General features: G+C 46.7%; 23 protein-coding genes and 1 tRNA gene. 13 read left to right on the plus strand and 11 right to left on the minus strand.

From position 1 onward, the window contains the following. Positions 1–147: 147 nt before the first annotated feature. Positions 148–876 carry a MurR/RpiR family transcriptional regulator gene (locus LVQ77_RS12580; protein WP_232904577.1) on the minus strand — a complete coding sequence of 243 codons (729 nt, stop codon included), beginning with the start codon at positions 874–876 and terminating at the stop codon, positions 148–150. Between the two features lie 15 nt (positions 877–891). Then, positions 892–1488, minus strand: a complete 597-nt coding sequence (locus LVQ77_RS12585; RefSeq protein WP_232864539.1) for an HD domain-containing protein — start codon at positions 1486–1488, stop codon at positions 892–894. Positions 1489–1773: 285 nt separating this feature from the next. Between LVQ77_RS12585 and trhA the strand changes: the two genes are divergently transcribed. Then, a complete protein-coding gene (gene trhA / locus LVQ77_RS12590) occupies positions 1774–2427 on the plus strand; it encodes a PAQR family membrane homeostasis protein TrhA (protein WP_151993196.1) in 654 nt (217 codons plus the stop codon). 39 nt (positions 2428–2466) lie between these two features. Here the strand turns inward: trhA and ygfZ are convergent, their stop codons facing one another. After that, positions 2467–3453: a tRNA-modifying protein YgfZ gene (gene ygfZ / locus LVQ77_RS12595; RefSeq protein WP_151993197.1), complete on the minus strand. Its 987-nt coding sequence runs from the start codon at positions 3451–3453 to the stop codon at positions 2467–2469. Positions 3454–3700: 247 nt separating this feature from the next. Between ygfZ and sdhE the strand changes: the two genes are divergently transcribed. Both sdhE and LVQ77_RS12605 read left to right on the plus strand, forming a co-directional pair. Beyond that, positions 3701–3967 (plus strand): FAD assembly factor SdhE, encoded by a 267-nt coding sequence (sdhE, locus tag LVQ77_RS12600; protein WP_064513590.1) that lies wholly within the window; start codon positions 3701–3703, stop codon positions 3965–3967. Continuing rightward, the gene (locus LVQ77_RS12605; RefSeq protein WP_232864538.1) at positions 3948–4370 is read left to right on the plus strand and encodes a protein YgfX; all 423 of its coding nucleotides are present in this window, start codon (positions 3948–3950) and stop codon (positions 4368–4370) included. The genes sdhE and LVQ77_RS12605 overlap by 20 nt, the downstream gene beginning before the upstream one ends. Before the next feature lie 7 nt (positions 4371–4377). Here the strand turns inward: LVQ77_RS12605 and fldB are convergent, their stop codons facing one another. Next, on the minus strand, positions 4378–4899 hold the full coding sequence (gene fldB / locus LVQ77_RS12610) for a flavodoxin FldB (RefSeq protein ID WP_154150580.1): 522 nt from the start codon (positions 4897–4899) through the stop codon (positions 4378–4380). A 100-nt stretch (positions 4900–4999) separates the two neighbouring features. Here fldB and xerD point away from each other — a divergent pair, with 100 nt between their 5' ends. From xerD to LVQ77_RS12650, 8 genes are all read left to right on the plus strand, one after another. After that, positions 5000–5896: a site-specific tyrosine recombinase XerD gene (gene xerD, locus LVQ77_RS12615; RefSeq protein WP_134184556.1), complete on the plus strand. Its 897-nt coding sequence runs from the start codon at positions 5000–5002 to the stop codon at positions 5894–5896. A 23-nt stretch (positions 5897–5919) separates the two neighbouring features. Further along, complete coding sequence (gene dsbC / locus LVQ77_RS12620) at positions 5920–6636, plus strand: bifunctional protein-disulfide isomerase/oxidoreductase DsbC (protein ID WP_232864537.1); 717 nt, start codon at positions 5920–5922, stop codon at positions 6634–6636. Between the two features lie 7 nt (positions 6637–6643). Next, on the plus strand, positions 6644–8377 hold the full coding sequence (recJ, locus tag LVQ77_RS12625) for a single-stranded-DNA-specific exonuclease RecJ (protein WP_232904578.1): 1734 nt from the start codon (positions 6644–6646) through the stop codon (positions 8375–8377). A 118-nt stretch (positions 8378–8495) separates the two neighbouring features. Further along, a protein-coding gene (gene prfB, locus LVQ77_RS12630) for a peptide chain release factor 2 (RefSeq protein WP_232904579.1) occupies positions 8496–9594 on the plus strand; the annotation gives its coding sequence in 2 pieces (ribosomal slippage) (positions 8496–8570 and positions 8572–9594; 1098 coding nt in all). A gap of 9 nt (positions 9595–9603) precedes the next feature. After that, positions 9604–11118 (plus strand): lysine--tRNA ligase, encoded by a 1515-nt coding sequence (gene lysS, locus LVQ77_RS12635; RefSeq protein WP_151993203.1) that lies wholly within the window; start codon positions 9604–9606, stop codon positions 11116–11118. Between the two features lie 64 nt (positions 11119–11182). Beyond that, a complete protein-coding gene (actS, locus tag LVQ77_RS12640; protein ID WP_232904580.1) occupies positions 11183–11950 on the plus strand; it encodes an amidase activator ActS in 768 nt (255 codons plus the stop codon). Between the two features lie 221 nt (positions 11951–12171). Continuing rightward, entirely contained in the window at positions 12172–13419 is a 1248-nt protein-coding gene (pepT, locus tag LVQ77_RS12645; protein WP_232904581.1) for a peptidase T, read from the plus strand. Then, positions 13416–14615, plus strand: coding sequence for an MFS transporter (locus tag LVQ77_RS12650; RefSeq protein ID WP_232904582.1), 1200 nt, complete (start codon positions 13416–13418; stop codon positions 14613–14615). Before pepT ends, LVQ77_RS12650 begins: the two co-directional genes overlap by 4 nt. Positions 14616–14652: 37 nt before the next feature. Here the strand turns inward: LVQ77_RS12650 and LVQ77_RS12655 are convergent, their stop codons facing one another. The 3 genes from LVQ77_RS12655 to LVQ77_RS12665 form a co-directional block, all read right to left on the minus strand. Next, complete coding sequence (locus LVQ77_RS12655; RefSeq protein ID WP_232904583.1) at positions 14653–15831, minus strand: MFS transporter; 1179 nt, start codon at positions 15829–15831, stop codon at positions 14653–14655. Continuing rightward, positions 15832–16233 (minus strand): GlcG/HbpS family heme-binding protein, encoded by a 402-nt coding sequence (locus LVQ77_RS12660; protein ID WP_232904584.1) that lies wholly within the window; start codon positions 16231–16233, stop codon positions 15832–15834. A 104-nt stretch (positions 16234–16337) separates the two neighbouring features. Continuing rightward, positions 16338–17036 carry an IclR family transcriptional regulator gene (locus LVQ77_RS12665; protein ID WP_232864530.1) on the minus strand — a complete coding sequence of 233 codons (699 nt, stop codon included), beginning with the start codon at positions 17034–17036 and terminating at the stop codon, positions 16338–16340. Between the two features lie 212 nt (positions 17037–17248). Here LVQ77_RS12665 and LVQ77_RS12670 point away from each other — a divergent pair. Beyond that, positions 17249–17322: transfer RNA gene (locus tag LVQ77_RS12670), tRNA-Gly, on the plus strand. 148 nt (positions 17323–17470) lie between these two features. Here LVQ77_RS12670 and LVQ77_RS12675 read toward each other — a convergent pair. The 4 genes from LVQ77_RS12675 to LVQ77_RS12690 form a co-directional block, all read right to left on the minus strand. Beyond that, positions 17471–19696, minus strand: coding sequence for a sensor domain-containing phosphodiesterase (locus LVQ77_RS12675; RefSeq protein ID WP_232904585.1), 2226 nt, complete (start codon positions 19694–19696; stop codon positions 17471–17473). Positions 19697–19820: 124 nt separating this feature from the next. After that, complete coding sequence (locus LVQ77_RS12680) at positions 19821–20981, minus strand: sensor domain-containing diguanylate cyclase (RefSeq protein WP_232904586.1); 1161 nt, start codon at positions 20979–20981, stop codon at positions 19821–19823. Positions 20982–21329: 348 nt separating this feature from the next. Beyond that, a complete protein-coding gene (locus LVQ77_RS12685; protein WP_193216217.1) occupies positions 21330–21848 on the minus strand; it encodes a hypothetical protein in 519 nt (172 codons plus the stop codon). Beyond that, positions 21845–22627 carry a winged helix-turn-helix domain-containing protein gene (locus LVQ77_RS12690; protein WP_232864527.1) on the minus strand — a complete coding sequence of 261 codons (783 nt, stop codon included), beginning with the start codon at positions 22625–22627 and terminating at the stop codon, positions 21845–21847. The genes LVQ77_RS12685 and LVQ77_RS12690 overlap by 4 nt, the downstream gene beginning before the upstream one ends. 976 nt (positions 22628–23603) lie before the next feature. Here LVQ77_RS12690 and LVQ77_RS12695 point away from each other — a divergent pair. Beyond that, entirely contained in the window at positions 23604–24209 is a 606-nt protein-coding gene (locus tag LVQ77_RS12695) for a helix-turn-helix domain-containing protein (RefSeq protein ID WP_232904587.1), read from the plus strand. Positions 24210–24265 lie beyond the last annotated feature (56 nt).

Raw genomic sequence — 24265 nt, forward strand, 5'->3', positions numbered from 1 at the left:
CAGTGCCAGAAATAATGTGGGATACATCACAAAATGGCAGCGCATTAATAAGCTCTGGTCTGGAGTCTAGCAAATGAGATTTAATTGTCACGATATAACAAATCACGATTCATGTGATTTGTTACACGGAAAAAACAGGCTGTTTTTTTATGCCATTTTCTTAGCCAATTTACGGCCGATGGTCTCTAAAATATAAATGACAGGGATTTGCGTGGTGATGTCATACACCCCGCCAACGCGTGTAAGTGGAATGTGCCAGGAGATATTAAAGTCAGCAAGCTTTGCCAGCGCTGAGTTCTCGTGGCTGGTAATGGAGAGCACTTTACAGTTATGCAGGCTGAACTGGCTGGCGAAGCGCAGGATCTCTTCTGTTTCACCGGAGACTGAAAGAACAATTGCCAGGGCATTTTTCGCCATATCATTAGTGACTGGGAAATAAGGGTCATCAATATGGTTACTAAATTTTCCGACATTAGAAAAGAAACGTGCACCATATTTAGCCAAAGCTCCAGAGGTGCCGGCTCCGACAAATATAATTCGTTCTGATGAACAAATAATATCAACTGCCTGATCAATTAAATTATCAAACTCTTCATTATTAGTGCTTTTAAAAAAGCTGATTATTTCACTCGGGCCAAAATTAACCAGCTGCTCATCATTTTGCTCAAGATACAATTTAAAGCGCACACGAAATTCAGAATAGCCTTCGCAATTTAGCTTGCGGCAAAAACGCAGCACTGTTGTCGTGGAAACGCCCACCGCATCAGCCAACTCGCGGATTGTCATGTACATCACTTTGTCACGATTTTTGATGATAAAATTATAGACCAGCATTTCCAGGCCATTGAGATTGGCAATTGCTGCATGAGTAAACATCTGGGTCTTCCCGAATTAAATTAACCAGCCTTTTTCTTGCGCTGAATATAAATGACCGACGACATGTTGCCATAATTCGGGCCAGCTTTCGCCCACCAGCGCGTTGCGCTTCAACACTTGTTCGAGCGAAATTCCATTCTCGCGCCAGCTTTGCCCATCGTTATGCAAATTTTGCAGGATAGGGAGGATTCTATCGAGTGCTCCTGCAAAGCGAGAATCGGCGGTGACACCGGCTTCATATTCCAGCCATAGCTGTAAAAACAGAGTGCTCTGTGGTTCAGGTAACAATCCAAACAACCTTTCAGCTGCGATGGCTTCTTTCTCGGCAATGGCTGCGCGAGCGGCAAGGTCATAAACCAGGACATCACCGACATCTATCTCGACGATATCATGCAGTAATGCCATCTGGACGACTCGGGAAATATCAACATTCTCTGGGGCGAAGGGAGCAAGACTCATGGCTGCTACGGCAAAATGCCAGCTATGTTCAGCGGAGTTCTCGGGGCGACCATGACCGATAATCTTAGTGCGGCGCTCAACAAGTTTTAGCTTGTCGATCTCCATCAGAAAGTTAATCACTTCACTCATTGCGCCGAAAGCTAGCTGCGTCATCCTGGTGCTCCATTAGTAAATTATTGGTGTGAATATATTGTATCGATACCGTTATAAGTTTTGATGGATTTATTTTAGCGTACAGGTGTTAGCTGGAATCGTTCTCAGCTATGCTCTACCCATCATTCTTCGAGCTGCATATGCGTTGGCTTTCCTCGTTCACCCCCGTCACTTACTCAAGTAAGCTCCTGGGGACTCACTGCGTCGCCGCCTTTATGCAACTCGAATTATCTTGGGTAGAGTTGCAATGCATTATCCATTTTTTGTCTCACCGGGAGTTGCCATATGTCTGACAAACCATTGATAGCGAAAGGATATTCAATGGCGGAGGAAATCGCCAACAGTATTAGCCATGGTATAGGACTGGTTTTTGGGATTGTCGGGCTGGTTTTGTTACTGATACAGGCGGTTGATGCTAACGCAAGTGTGACAGCAATAACCAGTTATAGCCTGTACGGCGGCAGCATGATTTTGCTGTTTCTCGCATCAACGTTGTATCACGCGATTCCCCATCAACCCGCCAAGCGCTGGCTGAAAAAATTTGACCACTGCGCAATTTATTTGTTGATAGCCGGGACGTATACGCCCTTTTTACTCGTGGGCCTGGATTCGCCTCTGGCGCGCGGGCTGATGGTTGTTATTTGGGGGCTGGCGCTGGCTGGTATTCTCTTTAAGCTCACCATCGCACATCGCTTTAAGGTTTTATCGTTAGTGACTTATCTGCTGATGGGCTGGTTATCGTTGGTAGTTATTTATCAAATGGTAATTAAACTCGCGCCGGGCAGCGTAACGCTGTTGGCAGTTGGCGGGGTGATTTACTCGCTGGGAGTGATTTTCTACGTCTGCAAGCGTATTCCCTACAACCATGCAATCTGGCACGGTTTTGTGCTCGGCGGCAGTGTATGCCACTTCCTTGCGATTTATCTCTATATTCATTAATTATCCGTCGCCCCATGTGCAGGGCGACGGCGGGTTGTTTTACTCATCTTCTAACGAATATGGCAGTCGCTCAATAACCAGCTCGCTGCCGACATCATCACGAACGCGCAGCACGCTATTGGCTTCCAGATCGTTGTTCATCACAACCTGAACCAATACTCGCCCATCATCAAGCTGGCTGGCTGCCAGTACCGTACCGGTACGACGCCAGTTATCACCCATTTTCAACTCCAGGTCTTCACCAGCTTCCGGTAAGCGGCTGGCTTTGCCTGCGAGATACCATAGAGCACGCTTGTTAGCGCCACGGAATTTCGCACGAGCCACCATTTCCTGGCCGGTGTAACAACCTTTTTTGAAGCTGATTCCGCCCAGCGCCTGAAGGTTCGTGGCCTGTGGGATGAACTGTGCGCTGTTAACCGGTTCAATAACCGGAATACCAGCTTCAATCTCCAGAGCTAACCATTGCTGGCTGTCGTTACGCTGTGCTTCACCCTGTAATTTTTCAGCCAGTATTTGCGCGGTAGATTCATCAGTTACCAGCATGAAACGCTCGGCAGGTAAGTTGAACCATAGGAGCGTGGTAGCACCTTCTTGTACAACCGGATTCTCTGCATCTGGCAAGGTGGCAAAGAGATTAGCCAGCGCAGCGCGAGCCTGGAAACCTGCAACGCCCATCAGCACGCTTTCATCATCTGGAGCGATGGTGACTTTGGAAAATACTGCATATTTTTTTAGCTCAACAAGCTGCGCATCACGCAGGTTGCGGCGCTCAATCAAGGCAAAACCTTCGCCACGATGGAACAGGCGCAGGTTGCTCCACATTTTCCCTTTCGCGTCACAATGCGCGCAAAGTGTGTGCTGATTTGCAGCCAGTTGTGCAACGTCGGTCGTGACCTGGCCTTGTAGGTAGGTTTCTGCATCTTTGCCTGTCACGCTTGCCAGTGCCCAATCATCAAGAGTCATGAGTGTTAGCGGCAGGCGGGCTGCGGCCGTAGGCTGACGCGGAGGAAATGGAGTGAAAGCCATAGTTATGTCCCTGGGTTTTGAGCAAATGAATTGGCTCAATGGTAAAAGAGCCATTTGGCAATGCAAGCAGTTTGATAACGCGAGTTGTGCGCTTACGCGTTTTCTCGCAAGGTTAATGCAACAGCAACGCATTACAGATTTTTCTCACGATAAAGCGCGCAAACGGTAACATTCATTTAATGCGTGCCATAAAAACACGTTACACTAACATTTGTACCTACTTTGTCAGAGAACCAGGAAAGAGCACATGGATATCAATAACAAAGCCCGAATTCATTGGGCGTGCCGCCGGGGAATGCGCGAGCTGGATATTTCGATTATGCCATTCTTCGAATATGAATATGACTCGTTAAGCACTGAGGATAAGCAGTTGTTTGTCCGTTTGCTGGAAAGCGATGATCCAGACCTGTTCAATTGGTTAATGAATCATGGCAAACCTGCAGATACAGAGCTGCAACGGATGGTGACACTGATTCAGACACGGAATAAAGAACGTGGTCCTGTGGCAATCTGATCTTCGCGTCTCCTGGCGTGCACAATGGCTATCACTTTTAGCACACGGTCTGGTGGCACTTTTTGTGCTGCTGATGCCGTGGCCGATGAGCTATACGCTAATCTGGATGCTGCTACTTTCGCTGGTTGTATTTGACAGTGTGCGCAGCCAGCGGCGCATCCATGCCTGCCAGGGCGAAATGAAACTTCTGACCGACTACCATCTGCGTTGGCAAAACCAGGAGTGGGAAATCGTTGGTTCCCCTTGGGTTTTACGCAGTGGCATGATGCTGCGCTTACGCCGAGTCGGGCGCAAACGCTGCCAGCATTTATGGCTGTCCGCTGATAGCATGGACACGGGGGAGTGGCGTGATTTACGTCGCCTGATGCTGCAACAACAGGCGAGTGGAAGTGGGGAAGCTTAAACAGCTTTCAGGCAAAATGTTCGGCCATTTCTGCAAGAATTAGCTCACACCAGGTTTCGATTCGCTCATCGCTTAAATCGTACTGATTGGTTTCATCAAGCGCCAGGCCAACGAACAGTTGCCCATCGGCAATAACCGGTTTCGGGCTAGTAAACTCATAGCCTTCAGTTGGCCAATAGCCAATAAACTGAGCGCCGCGTGGGGCCAGTTTGTCGTGCAGCATGCCCAGAGCATCAAGGAACCATTCACCGTAGCCGAGCTGATCGCCCATGCCATAAAGCGCAACCAGTTTGCCTTCAAGATTCAGATTATCCAGTTGATCCCAGACGGCTTCCCAGTCTTCCTGTAATTCGCCGAAATCCCAGGTGGGGATACCGAGAATTAACACATCGTATTGTTCCATCATGGCTGGTGAATCATCTTTCAGATTGTGCAGTGTCACCAGTTCCGGGCCAATGATGTCACGAATTTTTTCGGCAGCCATTTCGGTGTAACAAGTGCTGGAGCCATAAAAAAGGCCAATGTTCATCGCGTTAACAACTCTTTTAAAAACGTGCAGGATTGCAAGTGTATCAGATCCCATTGTGCATCATGCATAATGGACACAATTCGCCAAATGTGAGGCTGTAGTGGAACAGGATCTGGCCCGAATCGAACAATTTCTTGATGCGCTCTGGCTTGAGCGGAATCTGGCACAAAACACGTTAGACTCCTACCGTCGGGATCTGAAGATGGTGGCGGAGTGGCTGGAACGTCACTCCCTGAGTCTGCTGAATGTGCAAACTGGCGATTTGCAGTCGCTGTTTGCTGAACGCCTTGAAGGTGGATATAAAGCAACAAGTTCAGCACGTATGCTGAGCGCGATTCGTCGGTTGTTTCAGTATCTCTACCGCGAAAAATTACGCGAAGATGACCCGAGTGTGATGCTTTCATCGCCAAAACTACCGCAGCGTTTGCCGAAAGACTTAAGCGAGGCGCAGGTAGAACGTCTACTGCAAGCTCCTTGTGTCGACCAGCCTATCGAGCTGCGTGACAAAGCGATGCTCGAATTATTGTATGCTACTGGCCTGCGTGTATCGGAGTTAGTCGGCCTGACAATGAGTGATGTCAGCCTGCGTCAGGGCGTGGTGCGAGTCATCGGTAAAGGTAATAAAGAACGTCTGGTTCCAATGGGCGAAGAAGCCGTTTACTGGCTGGAAAACTACCTGGAACATGGGCGGCCATGGCTGCTCAATGGCGTATCAATAGATACCGTTTTCCCGAGCAATCGTGCCCAACAAATGACGCGCCAGACATTCTGGCATCGCATTAAACATTATGCGGTGCAGGCTGGAATCGATAGCGAAAAGCTGTCACCACATGTTCTGCGACACGCATTTGCCACGCATCTACTGAACCATGGTGCGGATTTGCGAGTCGTACAGATGTTGCTTGGACACAGCGATTTGTCCACCACCCAAATTTATACGCATGTAGCTACAGAGCGGTTACGCCAGCTACATCAACAGCACCACCCACGAGCGTGAGTGGTAGAAGATAAGGAATCATCATGAAAAAGCGTTTGTGGCTGCTCCCATTATTAGCGGTCTCTGTGTCCGGTTTTGTTCATGCTGACGACGCAGCAATCAAGCAGTCTCTTGCTAAGTTAGGCGTGCAAAATGCTGACATTCAGTCGGCACCTGTTGCGGGCATGAAAACGGTATTAACCGATAGCGGCGTTTTGTATGTGACCGAAGACGGTAAACACGTTATTCAGGGGCCGCTGTACGATGTGAGCGGCGCGCAGCCTGTTAACGTCACCAATCAGCTGCTGGTGGGTAAACTGAACGCGCTCGAAAAAGAGATGATCATCTATAAAGCGCCGCAGGAAAAACACGTCATTACGGTGTTCACCGACATTACCTGCGGCTATTGCCACAAGCTGCATGAAGAGATGAAAGACTACAATGCGCTAGGTATTACCGTGCGTTACCTGGCCTTCCCTCGCCAGGGTCTGCAAAGCCAGACTGAAAACGATATGAAAGCTATCTGGTGTTCAAAAGACCCTAAAAAAGCATTTGATGCAGCGATGAAAGGAGAAGCTGTTGCGGGTGGGACTTGCGATATGAATATCGCCAATCATTACAACCTGGGCGTGCAGTTTGGTATTCAGGGGACGCCTGCAATTGTGCTGAGTAACGGTACGGTTATTCCTGGCTACCAGGGGCCGAAAGAGATGAAGCAAATGCTGGATGCACACCAGCAACTTACCAATGTAGGTGGGTAGTTAACGGGTGAAACAGCAAACACAACTTCGCCGCCGTACGGTCGATGAATCCGTGGTGTTACCCCAGCAATTGCACCCACTTTTAAAACGCCTGTACGCCAGCCGTGGCGTACGTGGCGAGCAAGACCTTGAACGTAGTGTGAAGGGAATGCTCTCGTGGCAACAACTTAATGGCATGGATAAAGCCGTTGAGATACTGCATAACGCTTTCCGTGAAGGCTTGCGCATTATCGTTGTCGGCGATTTTGATGCCGATGGCGCGACCAGCACCGCGTTAAGCGTGCTGGGGCTGCGCAGCCTCGGGTGCCAAAACGTCAGCTATCTCGTACCTAACCGTTTCGACGACGGTTATGGTTTGAGCCCGGAAGTGGTGGATCAAGCTCATGCGCGTGGCGCGCAGATGATTTTGACCGTTGATAACGGGATCTCTTCCCATAGCGGTGTTGAACGAGCTCACGCACTGGGCATTCCGGTAGTCGTGACGGATCATCACCTGCCGGGGCCTGAACTTCCGGCGGCTGATGCTATCGTTAACCCAAATTTGGTTGATTGTGAGTTCCCGTCAAAATCACTTGCCGGTGTTGGCGTTGCCTTTTATCTGATGCTGGCAATGCGTGCTCATCTGCGTGATTGCGGCTGGTTTGAACAGCAGGGCCTGGCGATTCCAAACATTGCAGAGCTGCTGGATTTAGTGGCATTGGGCACCGTGGCCGATGTTGTTCCGCTTGATACCAATAACCGCATTTTGACCTGGCAGGGTTTGAGCCGTATTCGTGCAGGCAAATGTCGCCCTGGTATTAAAGCACTGCTGGAAGTCGCTAACCGTGAGCCGCAAAAACTTGCTGCCAGCGATTTAGGTTTTGCGTTAGGTCCGCGCCTGAATGCGGCAGGGCGCCTGGACGATATGTCCGTAGGTGTGGCGCTACTGCTCAGTGAAAATATTGCTGAAGCACGGATGTTGGCCAATGAGCTGGATGCACTCAATCAGACACGTAAAGAGATTGAGCAAGGCATGCAGGTTGAAGCGCTAACGCTGTGCCAACAACTTGAGCACAGCCATGATGAGTTGCCATATGGCCTGGCGATGTACCACCCGGAATGGCATCAGGGCGTGGTCGGTATCCTGGCTTCACGTATCAAAGAGCGCTTTAACCGCCCGGTAATTGCATTTGCACCCGCTGGTGACGGCACGCTGAAAGGCTCTGGCCGCTCGGTGCAAGGCTTGCATATGCGCGATGCTCTTGAGCGCCTCGATACTCTGTATCCGGGCATGATGCTAAAATTTGGCGGCCACGCGATGGCGGCAGGTTTGTCGCTGGAGGAAGCTAAATTTGAAGAGTTCCGCCAGCGCTTTGGCGATCTGATCGGCGAATGGCTTGATCCTGCATTGCTTCAGGGCGTGATTTGGTCAGACGGTGCTATTTCTGCGCAAGAGATGACGCTGGAAACCGCTGAGATGCTGCGCGATGCCGGGCCGTGGGGGCAGATGTTCCCTGAGCCATTATTTGACGGCAAATTCCGTTTGTTACAACAACGGCTGGTGGGCGAGCGTCATCTTAAAGTGATGGTTGAACCCATCGGCGGTGGCCCGCTGATTGACGGCATTGCATTCAATGTGGATACCGGATGCTGGCCGGATAACGGCGTGCGTGAAGTTGAATTGGCTTTCAAACTGGACGTAAATGAGTTTCGCGGTAATCGCAGCGTTCAGTTGTTAATCGATCATATCTGGCCTCTATAGCCCTATTACTTGGCTATTAACGGGCAACAAAGCTATAAAAAGCGGCGTAATTCCGGTAAACTTTCCGGTCTACGACCGCATTTTCGTCTTCTGTCATCAACATAAGATAATACAGACCATGTTTGAAATTAACCCGGTAAAAAACCGCATCCAGGACCTCACTGAGCGCAGCGACGTTCTTAGGGGGTATCTTTGACTATGATGCCAAGAAAGAGCGCCTGGAAGAAGTAAACGCAGAGCTGGAACAGCCTGATGTGTGGAACGAACCTGAACGCGCGCAAGCGTTAGGTAAAGAGCGTTCTTCACTGGAAGCCATTGTCGATACATTGGACCAAATGACTCAGGGGCTGGAAGATGTTAACGGCCTGCTGGAACTGGCCGTTGAAGCTGACGACGAAGATACTTTTAACGAAACCATCGTTGAGATCGATCAGCTTGAAGCCAAACTGGCGCAGCTGGAGTTCCGTCGTATGTTCTCCGGCGAATATGACAGCGCTGACTGTTATATCGACATTCAGGCAGGTTCTGGCGGCACCGAAGCGCAAGACTGGGCCAGCATGTTGATGCGTATGTATCTGCGTTGGGCAGAAGCACGTGGCTTCAAAACCGAAATTATTGAAGAGTCTGAAGGTGAAGTTGCCGGTATTAAATCGGTGACTATTCGCATTCAGGGCGAATATGCCTTTGGCTGGTTGCGTACCGAAACTGGCGTCCATCGTCTGGTCCGTAAGAGTCCGTTCGATTCCGGCGGCCGTCGCCATACCTCCTTTAGCTCCGCCTTCGTTTATCCAGAAGTGGATGACGACATTGATATCGAAATCAACCCGGCGGATCTGCGTATCGATGTGTATCGTGCATCTGGCGCAGGCGGTCAGCACGTTAACCGTACAGAATCCGCGGTGCGTATTACCCACCTTCCGACTAATACAGTGACTCAGTGCCAGAACGACCGTTCGCAGCATAAGAACAAAGATCAGGCGATGAAGCAGATGAAGGCGAAGTTATACGAGCTGGAAATGCAGAAGAAGAATGCTGAGAAGCAGTCGCTGGAAGACAACAAATCGGATATCGGCTGGGGCAGCCAGATTCGTTCTTACGTACTGGACGACTCCCGTATCAAAGACTTGCGTACAGGTGTAGAAACCCGTAACACGCAGGCGGTACTGGATGGCGATCTGGACAAATTTATCGAAGCAAGTTTGAAAGCAGGGTTATGAGGAACCAACATGTCTGAACAACAAGCACAGGGTACCGAAGCGGTCGATCTTAATAATGAACTGAAAGCACGCCGCGAGAAGCTGGCAGGCCTGCGCGAGCAGGGCATTGCTTTCCCAAATGATTTCCGTCGCGATCATACCTCAGACCAATTGCACGCTGACTTCGATGCGAAAGAGAACGAAGAGCTGGAAGAGTTGGGCATTGAAGTTGCCGTTGCTGGTCGTATGATGACTCGCCGTATCATGGGTAAAGCGTCTTTCGTTACCCTGCAAGATGTTGGTGGTCGCATTCAGCTTTACGTTGCGCGTGATGATTTGCCAGAAGGCATCTACAACGAGCAGTTCAAAAAATGGGACCTCGGTGACATCCTGGGTGCTCGCGGTAAGCTGTTCAAAACCAAAACTGGTGAGCTTTCCATTCACTGTACTGAACTGCGCCTGCTGACCAAAGCACTGCGCCCTCTGCCGGACAAATTCCACGGCCTGCAGGATCAAGAAGCGCGCTACCGCCAGCGTTACCTGGATCTGATCTCTAACGACGAATCCCGCAACACCTTTAAAATCCGCTCACAGATTATGGCTGGCGTCCGTCAGTTCATGGTTGCACGTGGCTTTATGGAAGTTGAAACGCCAATGATGCAAGTGATCCCGGGTGGCGCATCTGCGCGTCCATTCATCACGCATCACAACGCGCTGGATATCGATATGTACCTGCGTATTGCGCCGGAACTGTATCTGAAGCGTCTGGTAGTGGGTGGCTTCGATCGCGTATTCGAGATCAACCGTAACTTCCGTAACGAAGGTATTTCTCCGCGTCACAACCCAGAGTTCACCATGATGGAACTCTACATGGCGTATGCGGATTACAAAGACCTGATCGAGCTGACCGAATCTCTGTTCCGTACTCTGGCACATGACGTGTTGGGTACTGCGCAGGTTAAGTATGGCGAAGAGATCTTTGACTTCGACCAGCCATTCGCCAAATTGACCATGCGTGAAGCCATCAAAAAATACCGCCCGGAAACTGATATTGCAGATCTGGACGATATGGGCAAAGCACTGGAAATCGCAGCAGCTATCGGCATCAAAGTCGAGAAGAGCTGGGGTCTGGGCCGTGTAGTCACCGAGATCTTCGAAGAAGTGGCTGAAAGCCACCTGATTCAGCCGACCTTCATTACTGAATACCCGGCAGAAGTTTCTCCACTGGCGCGTCGTAATGACGAGAACCCAGAAATCACTGACCGCTTCGAGTTCTTCATCGGTGGTCGTGAAATCGGTAACGGCTTCTCCGAGCTTAACGATGCAGAAGATCAGGCACAGCGCTTTGCTGACCAGGTTAATGCGAAAGACGCAGGCGACGACGAAGCGATGTTCTTCGACGAAGACTACGTGACTGCACTGGAGCACGGCTTGCCACCAACGGCGGGTCTGGGCATTGGTATCGACCGTATGGTTATGCTGTTCACTAACAGCCACACCATTCGTGACGTTATCTTGTTCCCGGCTCTGCGCCCGGTTAAGTAAGTTATGCTCGTTCCTCCCTTCGGGGAGGAACCCATTTTTTAGTTAATGTATTCAGAGGATTGGTTTGAGCAAGGAAAGCACATTCAGAACATGGGCACCCAATGTCCTCATCCTCCTACTAAGCCTGTTACTCGTCGCTTGTTCATCAAATAAAGCGGGCAGCTCTAAAGCATCCTCCGGCAGTTACAACGGCTCGGTTTACACTGTCAAACGTGGCGATACCCTTTCCAAAATCTCACGCATGACTGGCACAAGCGTCGGCCAACTGGCACGCCTCAATGGTATTCCTGCTCCTTATACGCTGGAGATAGGGCAAAAAATCCATGTTAAAAGTAGCTCTGGTTCTTCATCTTCTTCAAAGAAAACAGCCGTTGCGAAAACCTCGAAACCACGCTCATCTTCCACAAGTAGCGTAGCGAAAGTCGCTGCACCTCCGGTTGGCTCAAAATGCTGGCTCTGGCCGACGTCGGGTAAAGTGATTGCGCCTTTCTCCGATAGTGATGGTGGGAATAAAGGTATTGATATAGCTGGAAAACGCGGGCAACCGATTTACGCATCCGCCGCTGGAACAGTGGTTTACGTCGGCAACCAGCTTCGTGGCTACGGCAATTTAGTGATGATCAAACATAACGAAGAATACATCACCGCCTACGCGCACAACGAAACGACACTGGTGAACACCAGTCAGAAAGTCACTGCCGGGCAGAAAATTGCCACCATGGGCAGCAGCGGTTCAGATTCGGTGAATTTGCATTTCCAGATTCGCTACCGGGCAAACGCGATTGATCCTCAGCGTTATTTACCTCCGATGGGCAGCAAACCTTCCTGCTAATAATTAAAAGCCAGAGCGAATCTGGCTTTTAATAAATCCCCTCGCTATTGATCTCTATCACGCATTACCCCGCCTTCCTGACTAATAATGCTAAACACTTCGATTCATAATATGAATGGTTAATATTTTGCAAAATAACAACTGAGTTATAACGAATATGACGAGGTTGATGCAATTATGATATTTACCAACCATTCAATGTTAATGGTGAGTAGCAAATAATGACAACACGTATCAATGCAGACCAAATAATAAATACCTTTATCAGGTATACAACAATCAACACCACTTCCGTTGCAGATAATCAACACCTTCCTAGCTGTGAAAACCAGTACAAATTAGCGCAACTTGTTGCCGATGAGTTCGCAACTGAAAGTGCTGTTGAGACCACCATTAACGATAATGCTATTACCGTTCTTAGCCTTGCCGCCAATAACCCGGAAATGCCCTCCATTGTCTTCTTTGCACATCTCGACACAGCGCCAGATAACGCAAATGACACCCACGCTGTACGCGTGAAAAACTATGACGGTACAGATATCGTGCTGCCTGCGACTGGCGATGCGATTACCGTTGAAGCATTCCCTGAATTGCTGGACTACATAGGCCAGGAGATCATTACCACCGATGGCACCAGCCTGTTGGGCGCTGACGACAAAGCCGCGATTGCCGCTGGCGTCGAAGCTATTCGCTATATGCTTGCGACACCGGACTTTAAACATGGCGATATCAAACTGGTATTGCTCCCGGATGAAGAAATTGGTATTCGCGGAGCCAAAGCATTAAACGTGACCGCATTAAATGCCGACTTTGGTATTTGCCTCGACTGCTGTGGTATCGGCGAATATGTGGTTGAAAACTGGTATGCAGGCAGCGCAAAAATGACCTTTAAAGGCGTGACTGCCCATCCAATGAGCGCCAAAGGAAAACTGGTTAATGCCGTATTAATCGCTAATGAAGTGATTAACGGATTACCCGAAGCTGAACGCCCTGAATTAACAGAGGGTCGTGAAGGCTATTTCTGGGTGAATAAAATCAGCGGTAATACCGTCAGTGCTACGCTTGAAATTGCACTGCGTGATTTTGAAATCGACGGCTACCAGAATAGAAAAGCAACACTACGTTCAATTACCGAACAACTCCAAAATCGCTACGGCCACGACAATGTTATTCTGGAACTATCTGATACTTACGATAATGTCAAAGCGGGTCTCGACAAAAAGCCGGAAATTATTGCCAGTGTTCAACAGGCGATGCGCAATTTGGGAATCGAGCCGAAGCCGCTAATTATGCGTGGTGGGTATGACGGCAGTGTCATCACTCCAGCCGGTTTACCTACCGTGAATATCTTTACCGGTGCTCATAATTTCCACTCCACCAAAGAGTTTCTCCCTGCAGAATCCCTGCGCCTGGCAAGCGAAATGCTGCTGGAAATCATCACTCTGAGCGCTCAGGAGGTTTCTGCGTGAATAAGTGGATAATCGAGTTTGTTCTGTATGCGGTCTATATGGTTTTTGGTGCTGCCTGGGCGACAACCGGTGCAGTGATGCCGCAAATCATGGCTGATTTTAATATCGATGTTTCTCATGCGGCGTTGATGTCGAATGTGATTCTGTGGGCGAAAATTCTTGGTGCCTTCTGCACGTCAATTCTGACGGCACAATTGGGTGCGAAGAAATCCTATCTTTTGGGTTGTGTGCTTACCGGGTTATCGATATTTATCCCATGGACCAATAATTTTGACCTGCTGTTAGTTATTCGCTTTATGGGCGGCCTGGGCGGTGCAATTTGCCTGGTTTCACTGGTGCCGACCGTGGCACGTTTGTTTGATAACAAAACCGCATCTGCGCTCAACAGCCTGAACTGCACCTCCAATATCATCGGCACCATTATCGCGTTGACGCTGGCAGGTAGCTTGTCTATCTACTTTGGTGGCTGGAGAAATCTGCTGGCGGTCTATGGTGTGGTTACACTGGTTCTGGGTGCTGTGTGGCTAATCTTCTTCACCGATGAAGAAGTTGCTGTTACTACTGCAAGCCACGACGGCAGCACGGATAAACTGCGCATTATGAGAGATGCGATTTTTAACCGCGTGGTGTGGGGGATGATTGCCCAGTACGTCGGCGCGATGATCATGATGATTTTCATGTTCACCTTCCTGCCGCTTTACTACGCCAAATACGCGCACCTGCCGCCAGAATCGCATGCTCACCTGAGCGGCACGGTAAACCAGGTCGGGATTATGCTCGGTGCGATTGCAGGACCATTCTGCAAAGCTCGCGGCTACCATTATAAAAACTGGTTGTTTAGCACCAGCATCGCGATGGCAATTACCACCTTTATTATGCTGTTCGCAACCAATGACATTCTGATTCTGGTTTGTTCATTCCTGACGGGCTTTGTGTTTGCGACCTGGTTTGCCTTTATTTTCTCTATCCCAAAAGAGACATTAAAAGGGGCCAATACTCAAACTGTGACTTATACAATGTCGACGTTCTGGGTATGTACATTCGTTATCGCCACCGCGAACAGCCAACTGATTGGCTGGTCAATTGATGCAACCGGTAGCTTCACAATGGGCTTTGTCTGGGTGTTTGCGCTGATGGTGGTTTCACCTATCGTGGCTCTAATAGTATTCCCGAAAAAAGTGGTAGCTCACGCTTAAAAATGAAAGGGAAACCGCGAGGTTTCCCTTTTATCTATCAGGTGCGTTGATTGTGTTTACCCGTAAGCCAGAAGAGGGGGATTTGAGCAACCAGCACCAACAGCACTCCTGCCCACGGCGTTAGCGCAATCTTGTTTTGTGCCACTAATCCACTCCCCAGGATCTCACCCAAAGTAATACCCAGGTTAAATGCCGAGATATTCAACGCTGAAGCAAAATCCACTGCGCGAGGAGTCCAGCGCGATGCTGTTTCCAGCATTCCTGCCTGAAAACCTGGTGACATCCCGAATGCCAGTGCACCCCAAATAAATAGCAGCGGTACAACAGCCAGTTTGCTGGAGAGGGTGAGCACCAGGAGCACAAATACCGCGAGCAGACCCAGCAGCATACGACGTAGCGCAGTGGGCCAGCCGAGACTTGCAGCCCAACGTCCTCCGGTCATGTTCCCAACTAAAGTGGCTATGCCAAATACCACCAATAACATGCTGGCACTATGGGTCGAAAACCCACTGATGCCAGTCAAAATAGGGGTGATAAAGGTGAAGGCAGCAAAACTTGCGCCAAAACCTAGTACGGTAATACTCATCATCGCCAGAATCATGGGCTGTTTTAACGCAGACAATTGTATAAACGCCGGGCCTGCCTTCTGCGCGGGTAGTACCGGAACCCAGCGTGCCGTTGCCAGCAGAGCAATTGCGGCTAACACTGCGACCCCAAAAAAGGGTAAACGCCAGCCCAGCCCATTACCAATCATACTTCCTAATGGCACACCGATAACCATCGCAAGCGTCAGGCCTGCAAACATAACGGAAATTGCCCGGCTTGCAGCACCAGGTGCTGCTAATCGGGCTGCGACAGTGGCACCGATAGCGAAGAAACTGCCGTGTGCAATTGCTGTGATGATGCGACCCAGCAATAGCATGTGATAGTCGGTAGAAAATGCTGATAGCAGGTTACCAAAAAGAAAGGTCGTCACTAATGCCAGCAGCAATGGCTTACGCGGTAATCGCGCAAGCCCAAGAACGACAATAGGTGTTCCAATGGCGAGCGCGAGCGCGTAGGTTCCGACCAGGCTTCCGGCCTGAGCCAGAGACACATGTAAATCCTGAGCTATGGCGGGCAACACGCCGACGACGATAAACTCCGCCACACCTATAGCAAATGCAGTAACTGCCAGGGCCCAGACACCCGCATGAATACGATGTGGCGTGCTCATTTATGTTCTCCCGGCTGCGGCCAGCGCAATGACTTGATCGGCTTCTACCGTTGCACCGGCAATACCTACTGCTCCAGTCGCGTAGTTATGTTCATCGTAGAGCACAACGCCGCCGCCAAAACTAATCAGCCCACCGTTCGTGGACTCCAGAGTATAAATTGCGCCACCTGGCTGAGCATCTGCACCAAGAGTCAGGCTATCTGTACGAAAAAGTGCTGCGGTGCGTGCTTTCTTGATTGAGACATCAATAGCGCCCGGGACTGCGTTGTCCATGCGCAAAAAACCGCGCAGTAGACCTGCGTCATCAACAACACTGATATTAATAGCAAAATTCATCTCTTGAGCGAGCTTTCGTGCGCGCTCAATCACTTGCACAACGGTTGATTCACTTAAAGCAGACATTGGAAAACTCCTTGATGTGATAAAGAGTCGCCAATGATTGCTGTGAGCTAACAATTTGTGAAGATGGGTAGGGTGATTGGAGGCTAAAGTTTGATAATGCCGAACTAAGCCTGGTTGAATGCGATCGCCAGCGCTGTTAAGGCTGGCTTGCTTAAACGTTTGGCAGGAGCTGCTACACCTAATGCTGCAATAACGCATCCTTGCCGACGAAGCGGTATAGCCAGACAATTTAGCCCCACTTCAGCTTCCTCAAGGTCGAGCGCATAGCCTTGCTCACGGATGATATGTAATTCCTGCTCAAGTTTTGCCGGCAGGAGATTTGCTCGTCGCAAACTGCGCACTAATTCAGGTTCGTTAGCTAAAAATATCTTGCCAATAGCGGAGGTCGTTAACCCTTCACGCCGGCCGCGCGGACTGGCTACCCGTAGATTATTGCAACCTTCGATAGCATCAATATAAAGGTACTCACGCGTGCCACAAGGGGCTGCCAGATAGCTGGTTTCCCCGCTTAATCTCGCCATTCTCAATAAAGCCGGCGTAAATACTTCCCGCAATTGTTCATCCGCGTCCGCCAGAGGTTGCGAGATGTCCCGCAAACGCAAACCTAGTGCGTAATGCGTCCCTTTGCGGGTTATGTAGCCCAGAGCCGAGAGAGTGTTGAGCAGTCCATGTAATGTGCTTTTGTTCAAATTAAGCCGTGCTGACAAATCGGCTAAACGAGCGACACCACCTGCAGCGGCAATATCTTCAAGTATTGCCATTGCGCGTTCAACAGACTGTATGCGGCGGTTCTCATCAATCATTTTAGGACTCGGTGAGTTTAAAAAGTTCACCATTGTAGAACTTATTGGGTCGAGGGGAAAACGGGAGGGAATCACAAGGGAAATGATTTGCCAACAAGAGTTAGATATTCGCATGCCTCTAATAAAAACAATCGCTTAATAATCCACCACATAAAATGAAAAGGCGCTTGCCAGTGAAAGCTGAACGTCTATAATGCCTACGCACTTCTTAAGCGGGTGTAGTTCAATGGTAGAACGGCAGCTTCCCAAGCTGCATACGAGGGTTCGATTCCCTTCACCCGCTCCAGCATACCTTTCCTAATCTATTTAGAATCTAACGAACCCATTCGATACGTATGTTACGCTGCTTTTACGTCCTGAATTTGCTTTATCATTATTCATGGCGACAGCAGAAAACCTCATGTATTGCGCTTTCTGCTGCCTGATTTTATGTCTTAAACAGTTGCCGGTAAGGTTTCGATAGGAGCAGGCTTACCAATGAAGTAGCCCTGAACATAGTCAACTCCCATGCGGAATAGAGCATTCTGAATCGCTTCTGTTTCGACAAATTCAGCCACTAACGTCATGTTTTTCATTCTTGCTAACTCACAAATAGATTCCACGATTTTGTAATCCATTTCACTGGAAATAATATTGTGGATAAAACTACCATCGATTTTGAGTATATTTGCCTGCATGTTTTTTAGTCGCGCATAGCTCGCATAACCCGTTCCAAAATCATCGATAGCAATTTTACAGCCTAAACGCTGTAGTGCATCCAGTGTCTTATCTGCTTGTAAGTTGTTGGTAAGTTCATCGGTCTCGGTCACTTCCAGAACGATCTGCTCAGGCGCAATACCGTACTTAATTAGCATGTTTTCAATGAGATGCGCCATATCTGTGCGGCAGATTGATGCTGGGGTCAGATTAATGGCGAAGCATTGGTTTGGCCGTGCATGACGAGTTTCATCCATATATTTCATGGTGTTATTTAGGACCCATAGATCAATGCTCGATGACATGCCAAATTCATTTGCTAGCGGTAAAAAAGTATCCGGGAAAATAAGTTCATCATTACTACCAAGCATTCTCAACAGGACTTCATGGTAGCGGTGACCATTTTTACTTTCTATTGGCTGAGCCATCAAAACAAACCGATCTAACTCAAGCGCATATTGAAGTTGATTCATCATGTCGACTTTAGTTTTAACCTGACTTTGTACCTGGCGGCTGCTTTGCTTTCTCATATCCACGGGCAAGTTTGTTGTCAGGGAGATCTCTGCCAGTGCTCGTAATTCACCAATTAATAAATATAGATGACCCACTGGGTAGTTAATGATGCAGTAGCTACAACCAATTTGTGGGTAGAGCTTTACCCCATCACGGGTATAACGGAATGTTTTGGCTTTGTTGTGTAGCTCAGAGATTCTTTTTTCAGCATTTAAAGGGGACATTCGTACGATTAAATCGTGACCAGAGCTGATATAAATAAGCTCATCACTTCCCAGTACAGGTTTTAAAAACTGAGCCAGTTGTTGTTTGTACTGCACTTGCATGAGTAAGCCATAATGGCGACCCAATAACTCAAGATCCGGAATATATAGTTGGCATAAAACAGACACAGTGTTTTTGTTTAAATCTGCATCAAGTGCCAGCAAGTTTGGTAGATGCAAAACTGGATCGATGCTCATTAATCGTTTGGACTTAATATTTAACGCACGTTGTCGTGAAATATTTATAGCCATCAAAGTAATAGTTATCGAAAATGCTGCAAAGCAGGATGTTGCAACAGCCAGATGTAACTTGTAATCGGCTGTTTGAGGGATATAACTTTGAGAGTTATTACTTAGCACAACCAATAACACCCACCAAATGAGAGAAATGGCGGCATGGCCCAGACGTAGTGTTCCCCAAATCATGACCGGTAACAGTAACGTCAGGGTATATACGGAGTTTATCAGTGTTAGTTTATGATTGATTGGCGAAATCATGAGCGCCGTAAGCAATATCAGTGCGCCAAATAGACAAATGAGTTCCAGCGCTCGCAGGTCTTCTGCAACTTGATTACGGATTTTTTCAATATATTTCTTGATGTATGATGGCGTTCTGATCGAACGAATTACCAAATAACACATTGGCAAGCCAATCATATTCCCAACCAGCATTCCCTGATAATTTATCAATGTTCGCGTGGTGAAGGGGGTTATGTACATCATTGTTTGATGCACGCCAAACATCCCCAGATAGAGCACAGCCTGGAAATAGTTTAAGAATAAAGTGGCATTAACAAATACCAGCCAAAAAATACGCTGCCAGGTTAGATTGTAACGCCCAAAACTTGCGCGGCCACGTTTACCCGTAAAATAATAGTAACCAGCACAACTTATTGCAGTTGAAGTAAAATAATGTAGTACTGACATAATTGCCGGTTCAAAGCCGCGATCAGGTGCTACCCGGTAAAATATGCATAGAATGATTCCTGGCAATGCCTTAAAACCATAAATCATGGTAAGGGTTGTCATCAGTGCCATGTTGAGATAAAAGAAAGGTATCTCGAAACCGTCAACGTAGCCGTAAGAACTCATATACTGAGTTATAGGGTACAGAATGAAGGGAAGGACAAGTGGCAAAGCCCACCATTTGTCTTTGTACTTATTGTATAACGCAGTAAATTTCATCATCAATGTCTGCTTTTTTTACTAATTCCACTATCTGGAATGATTTACAAGCATCCATTGCTTAAAAAAAGTGTTACTAACACTCGGCTATCTTGCTCTATTAATACTCTTTGGTATTAACCTGGCATCACGTGGGCAATGTCATTGCTATCTCATCGTAAAAGATGACATTGTTCTTCCCTTTATCTTTTATGTAATACATCGCCACATCGGCTTTTTTCAAAAGTGTGGCAACATCTTGCCCATGCTCCGGGTAAATAGAAATCCCGATGCTGGCAGACAAGAAATCAACTGTTGTTGCTGAGAGTTCATAGCTATCTGAGATTCTTGAAAGCAATTTTTTTGCAAGTTTGATCGCCGCATCCTCTGTTTTTTCGCAAACGACGATGATGAATTCATCACCACCAATTCTTGCCACAAATCCTCCCTTGCCAATAACGTTCCTGAGCATTTTAGATATCTTTACCAGCAGTTCATCACCAATGGCATGTCCCCAGACGTCGTTAACACGTTTAAAACCGTCAAGGTCAATAAACATAATGAACAGTGGTTGCATTTGTTTATCAAATAGAGTGTTCAAATGATTTTGTAAATAAAGACGATTAGGCAATTGAGTTAATGAATCATGTTGCGTCATTTGTTTTAATTGCAAATTCTTCGAAATTAACTCTCTTTTGAGAAGTTCATTACTCAAATGTTCTTTGAAATTAATAAACCAGATGAAGATAGCTAACATAAATACCAGGGTAATAAGTATTACCATCGTCATAGCTATCGTGTTTTCGATGTAATCATCATGTTTTATGCTAATAAATGAGGAGGCCATTGGTGCCATATTCATTTTACTTGTACCTAAAAAGTGCATGATTGCTACACCGGTACAAAGAGTAAGAGTGGCACCCAGTCGGCAGAAGTTGGCATAGCTGTCGTTTTTACTCGTCATAACTAACATCAGATGAGTTAAACGCAGCATGCCTAATGAAGTGATAAAAATAACGATTAGCGAAAGTGTGATATGAGCATTGCTGACATACCAATCACCTGTATTGATGATTGCAGCCATTCCCAGGTAGTGCATGGATGCTGCGGTGGCAGAAAATATCAATGCAGGAATGAGATAGTGATTTTTGCGTAATTTTTTGAATAAAAAGCAACCAAACCCCAGGGAACAACCAATAATAGCGACGAGTAAAGAGGCCAGCGTTATCTTAATGTTATAATTTATAATATGACTATGATGATGGGCCTGCATCACCATGTAGTGTAAAACCCAAATACCACAGCCCATAGTTGGGCCACTAAATATAGGCCAACAGTAATGTTTTTTTCGAGCGCCAGCTTTACATAGCCAAAAAGAGACATAAAAAGCCAGGCACGCAATAATTACTGCGAGTAGGACTAATGAGATATCATAATTAAATAACATATTTAACTTAAAGTTTACTTTTAGGAAGCTGCATGTTTATTATCATCTTAATGTGCGAGTGGATAATAACGTGGTACTTATTATGTTCAAGATATTTTTATTAATTTACACAAATAAAAGACAATCCGTGCACTGGTTGTCTTTTAATGGGCTGAAACATGCCTGAAATGATTTAACTTAGTTCAAGTCGCTGTAGATGTTTGTACGAAGTTACTCTTCATCGGGAAGCTGATACTTCTGGCAGTATAAATAAGGAATGTCTTCACGGGTGAGGAGAGCGGCATCCTTGTTTAGCCTAAAAATATCGATATCGCTTACTCCTGAGTTTTTCAGATAAAAATCAGGGAAAAATTGTTGCAGAATCGCAGCGGGTACGGTTTCACGGTTGGAAATGATGATCTGCTGGGATACCCAGACGGGGCTGAGGCCATACTCAGCAAGCGTAAAGAGGATGGTCCTCTGAACCGTATACTCCTCCTGCGGCGTGACGTTTATGATGCCGTTAATGTTTGCAATACCTTTTCCGTCACCCGATTTGAAATCGACAATGCCTCTAAATGACGCATTACCCCTAACTATCTGTAGCGTCGACCGGCATACGATGCTGTGCGGATTCTCGTATGAGGGCATATATAGATAGAACGCGAGACCGGAGAGTATCGCCAGACACACCAGGAAAATGATACGTGTTTGTTTTCTGATAGTGGCTATCGCGCTAAGCATCTTCATTTACTATCGTACCGGGGATAATAGACGGACTGACAGGAGTTATCATGTGACAATTCCATATTGGTAGTGCACGTAATGATAGAAATATTTTTCGTCTCAGGATAAGCCGTTATATAGAGGTATTTATCATCACTGCACATTTCAGGATGCTGCTTGATAAAATCCTCATGACGAATATGGTTACTTGCATCATCATTTAAAAAATAGTGGCATTGGCCATCATATTTTTTTGAAGCAACATAACCCGAAAAGTAATTCTCGCTGGATACTTTAGGGTAGATAAGCACCCCAACTATTATGATGGTAAACATAATAATAAGTGCTTCCGCCAGATTTACCTTTGGCAGTTTTTTATTTTCTATTCCATTCGTATCTGTTACAGCGTGCGGCTCTGTAAGTTCGATCTCAACCTCAGGTACAACATGATCCCGTTTTTTTTCAACGGTTATTTCTTGTTGAATGATAAGACCTTTACGAGGAATTGTGGTGATTATTTGTTTCTCTACATTCATTTGTAAAAATGACTTTCGCAGAGAGAGAATGCTTTGATAAAAGGCGTTAAAGCTAACCTGTCTGTGGCTTTCACCCCAAGCGAAAGCGAGTAACTCATTCTGAGTAACAATCTTAGTGTGATTCCTGAGCAATAACAGTAGGCATAATGAGGCTGTCGGCTTGAGTTTTATCTCTTCATGGCTGTCTGTATGTACCAGACACTGTTTCTCTGGTAGAAATACTATTTTGTTTTCAATGAGATAACATAGATTATCTGCTTCGGACATGTTGCCACTACTCTCGTTGACTCAGGCTGGTTTTCCACCTGCCATTATAAGCACAATGTGGCATGGAATAATCCAGCCTTTTAGCTACTTTACCCTTTAGGTACTTCTCGGATCATCAATATACTTATGATTAACCAAGTGTTAACTATTTTTATACGTTAAAAATCATTTAAAATCAATTTGTTATGGTTATGTGCTACTTCTTTTTTAACTGAAAAGAAAAAATTACCACCGCAAAGATTAAAAAAATTACGTTTCTGCCCTCAGATTAATATACTCACTGACAGAGCAGCATGAGGGGGCAGGCATGGTATCTCAGAGTTAGATGCTCAATAGTGTAAATTTGAAAATGATATTTAATACCTGAGTATTTAAGTCGCCTTTACTCTTCGTTGATGATGTCTCACCATAACAACGGGGATATAGCCAATGAATAAACTATTTCAATTAATAGTATGTATTTATGGGGTTTCAACCCTGGTGTTTATGCTATTCAGAGTTGTATGGCTTTGGATGCAGGTTATAAAGTATAAGAAAAATGATTTTGCCTGGTTCAAAGATAAGATTGATACAGTGATTGTGATATCAATTATTTGGCCATTGTATTTGATATATGTTATTTTTCAAGTTATTTTTAATCCCTGCTGTTTATGGAATAACAGTTGTGATTGTTTGAAAAACAATATGCCCTGATATGATTTTTTGAGTGATTATTTCATAGTTGTATAATGAAGTAATAATAATGTATGCGGTTGTTCATGAGCGTGGAATATTGTTTGGCATGGAGTTCATAAGGTTATTCATTTCAAATCGCCATCCTACAATCCTCAAAATCTGGCTTACCAATCGCAGGTTTGCCGTAATGTCCTATATTGATATACGTTACGAGTAACGGGGTATCGATTGCGTTAGGGCGATCTCCTTTGCTTTGTGCCAGGAGATAATCTCAATCCCATAACTAGAGTAAGAGAAGCTGATGTCCATTCTTAATTTTGATGAATCTGTAATGCTCATTGGAGACGAGATTAAAAAATCTGAAAACGCCTATTTCTCTCTGAGGAAAAAACGTCAGCGCATTGAAATGAAAAAAGATGGAAACATTTTTTATCTTGAGAAAGGCTCTGTCTCTGTTTACCGAGTTGAAAATGACCTTGTTACGGTAAGCTTTACCGCCCCCGCTATCCTTGGCCTGGCACAGATGCGTAATGATGTGATGTCTCATTACCTGCGTTGTGACACGGACTGTGAGATGTGGGTAATGAATGCGGCTAATGCTAATGAGATGCTTAGCAAGAAAAACCTATGGATACATGCATTTGATATTCTGACTAACCATCTGCAGCGTTATTTCCAGCGTGAAAATCTGCGTTCGCATAAAACTATTCGCGAAATTGTGACGGAACACGTGAAACACATTTGGTCACTTGAGCCTGAAATGCGTGAAAAAACATCAGTTTATACATTTATTCTCAGTAGGAACCACATTTCACGTAGCGCTATCCATAAAGTGCTCCAGGAGCTGGTTAACGAGGGTAAATTGACTCTGAACCGTGGGAAGTTGTCTTCGTTTAATGCCCAGTAAGACAAAGCCGGGTGTTATGTATTTAACGCCAACCAGCTACTGAATTTCACGATAAA

Source organism: Buttiauxella cochleicola, from assembly GCF_021282435.1.
Lineage (GTDB): Bacteria > Pseudomonadota > Gammaproteobacteria > Enterobacterales > Enterobacteriaceae > Buttiauxella > Buttiauxella massiliensis.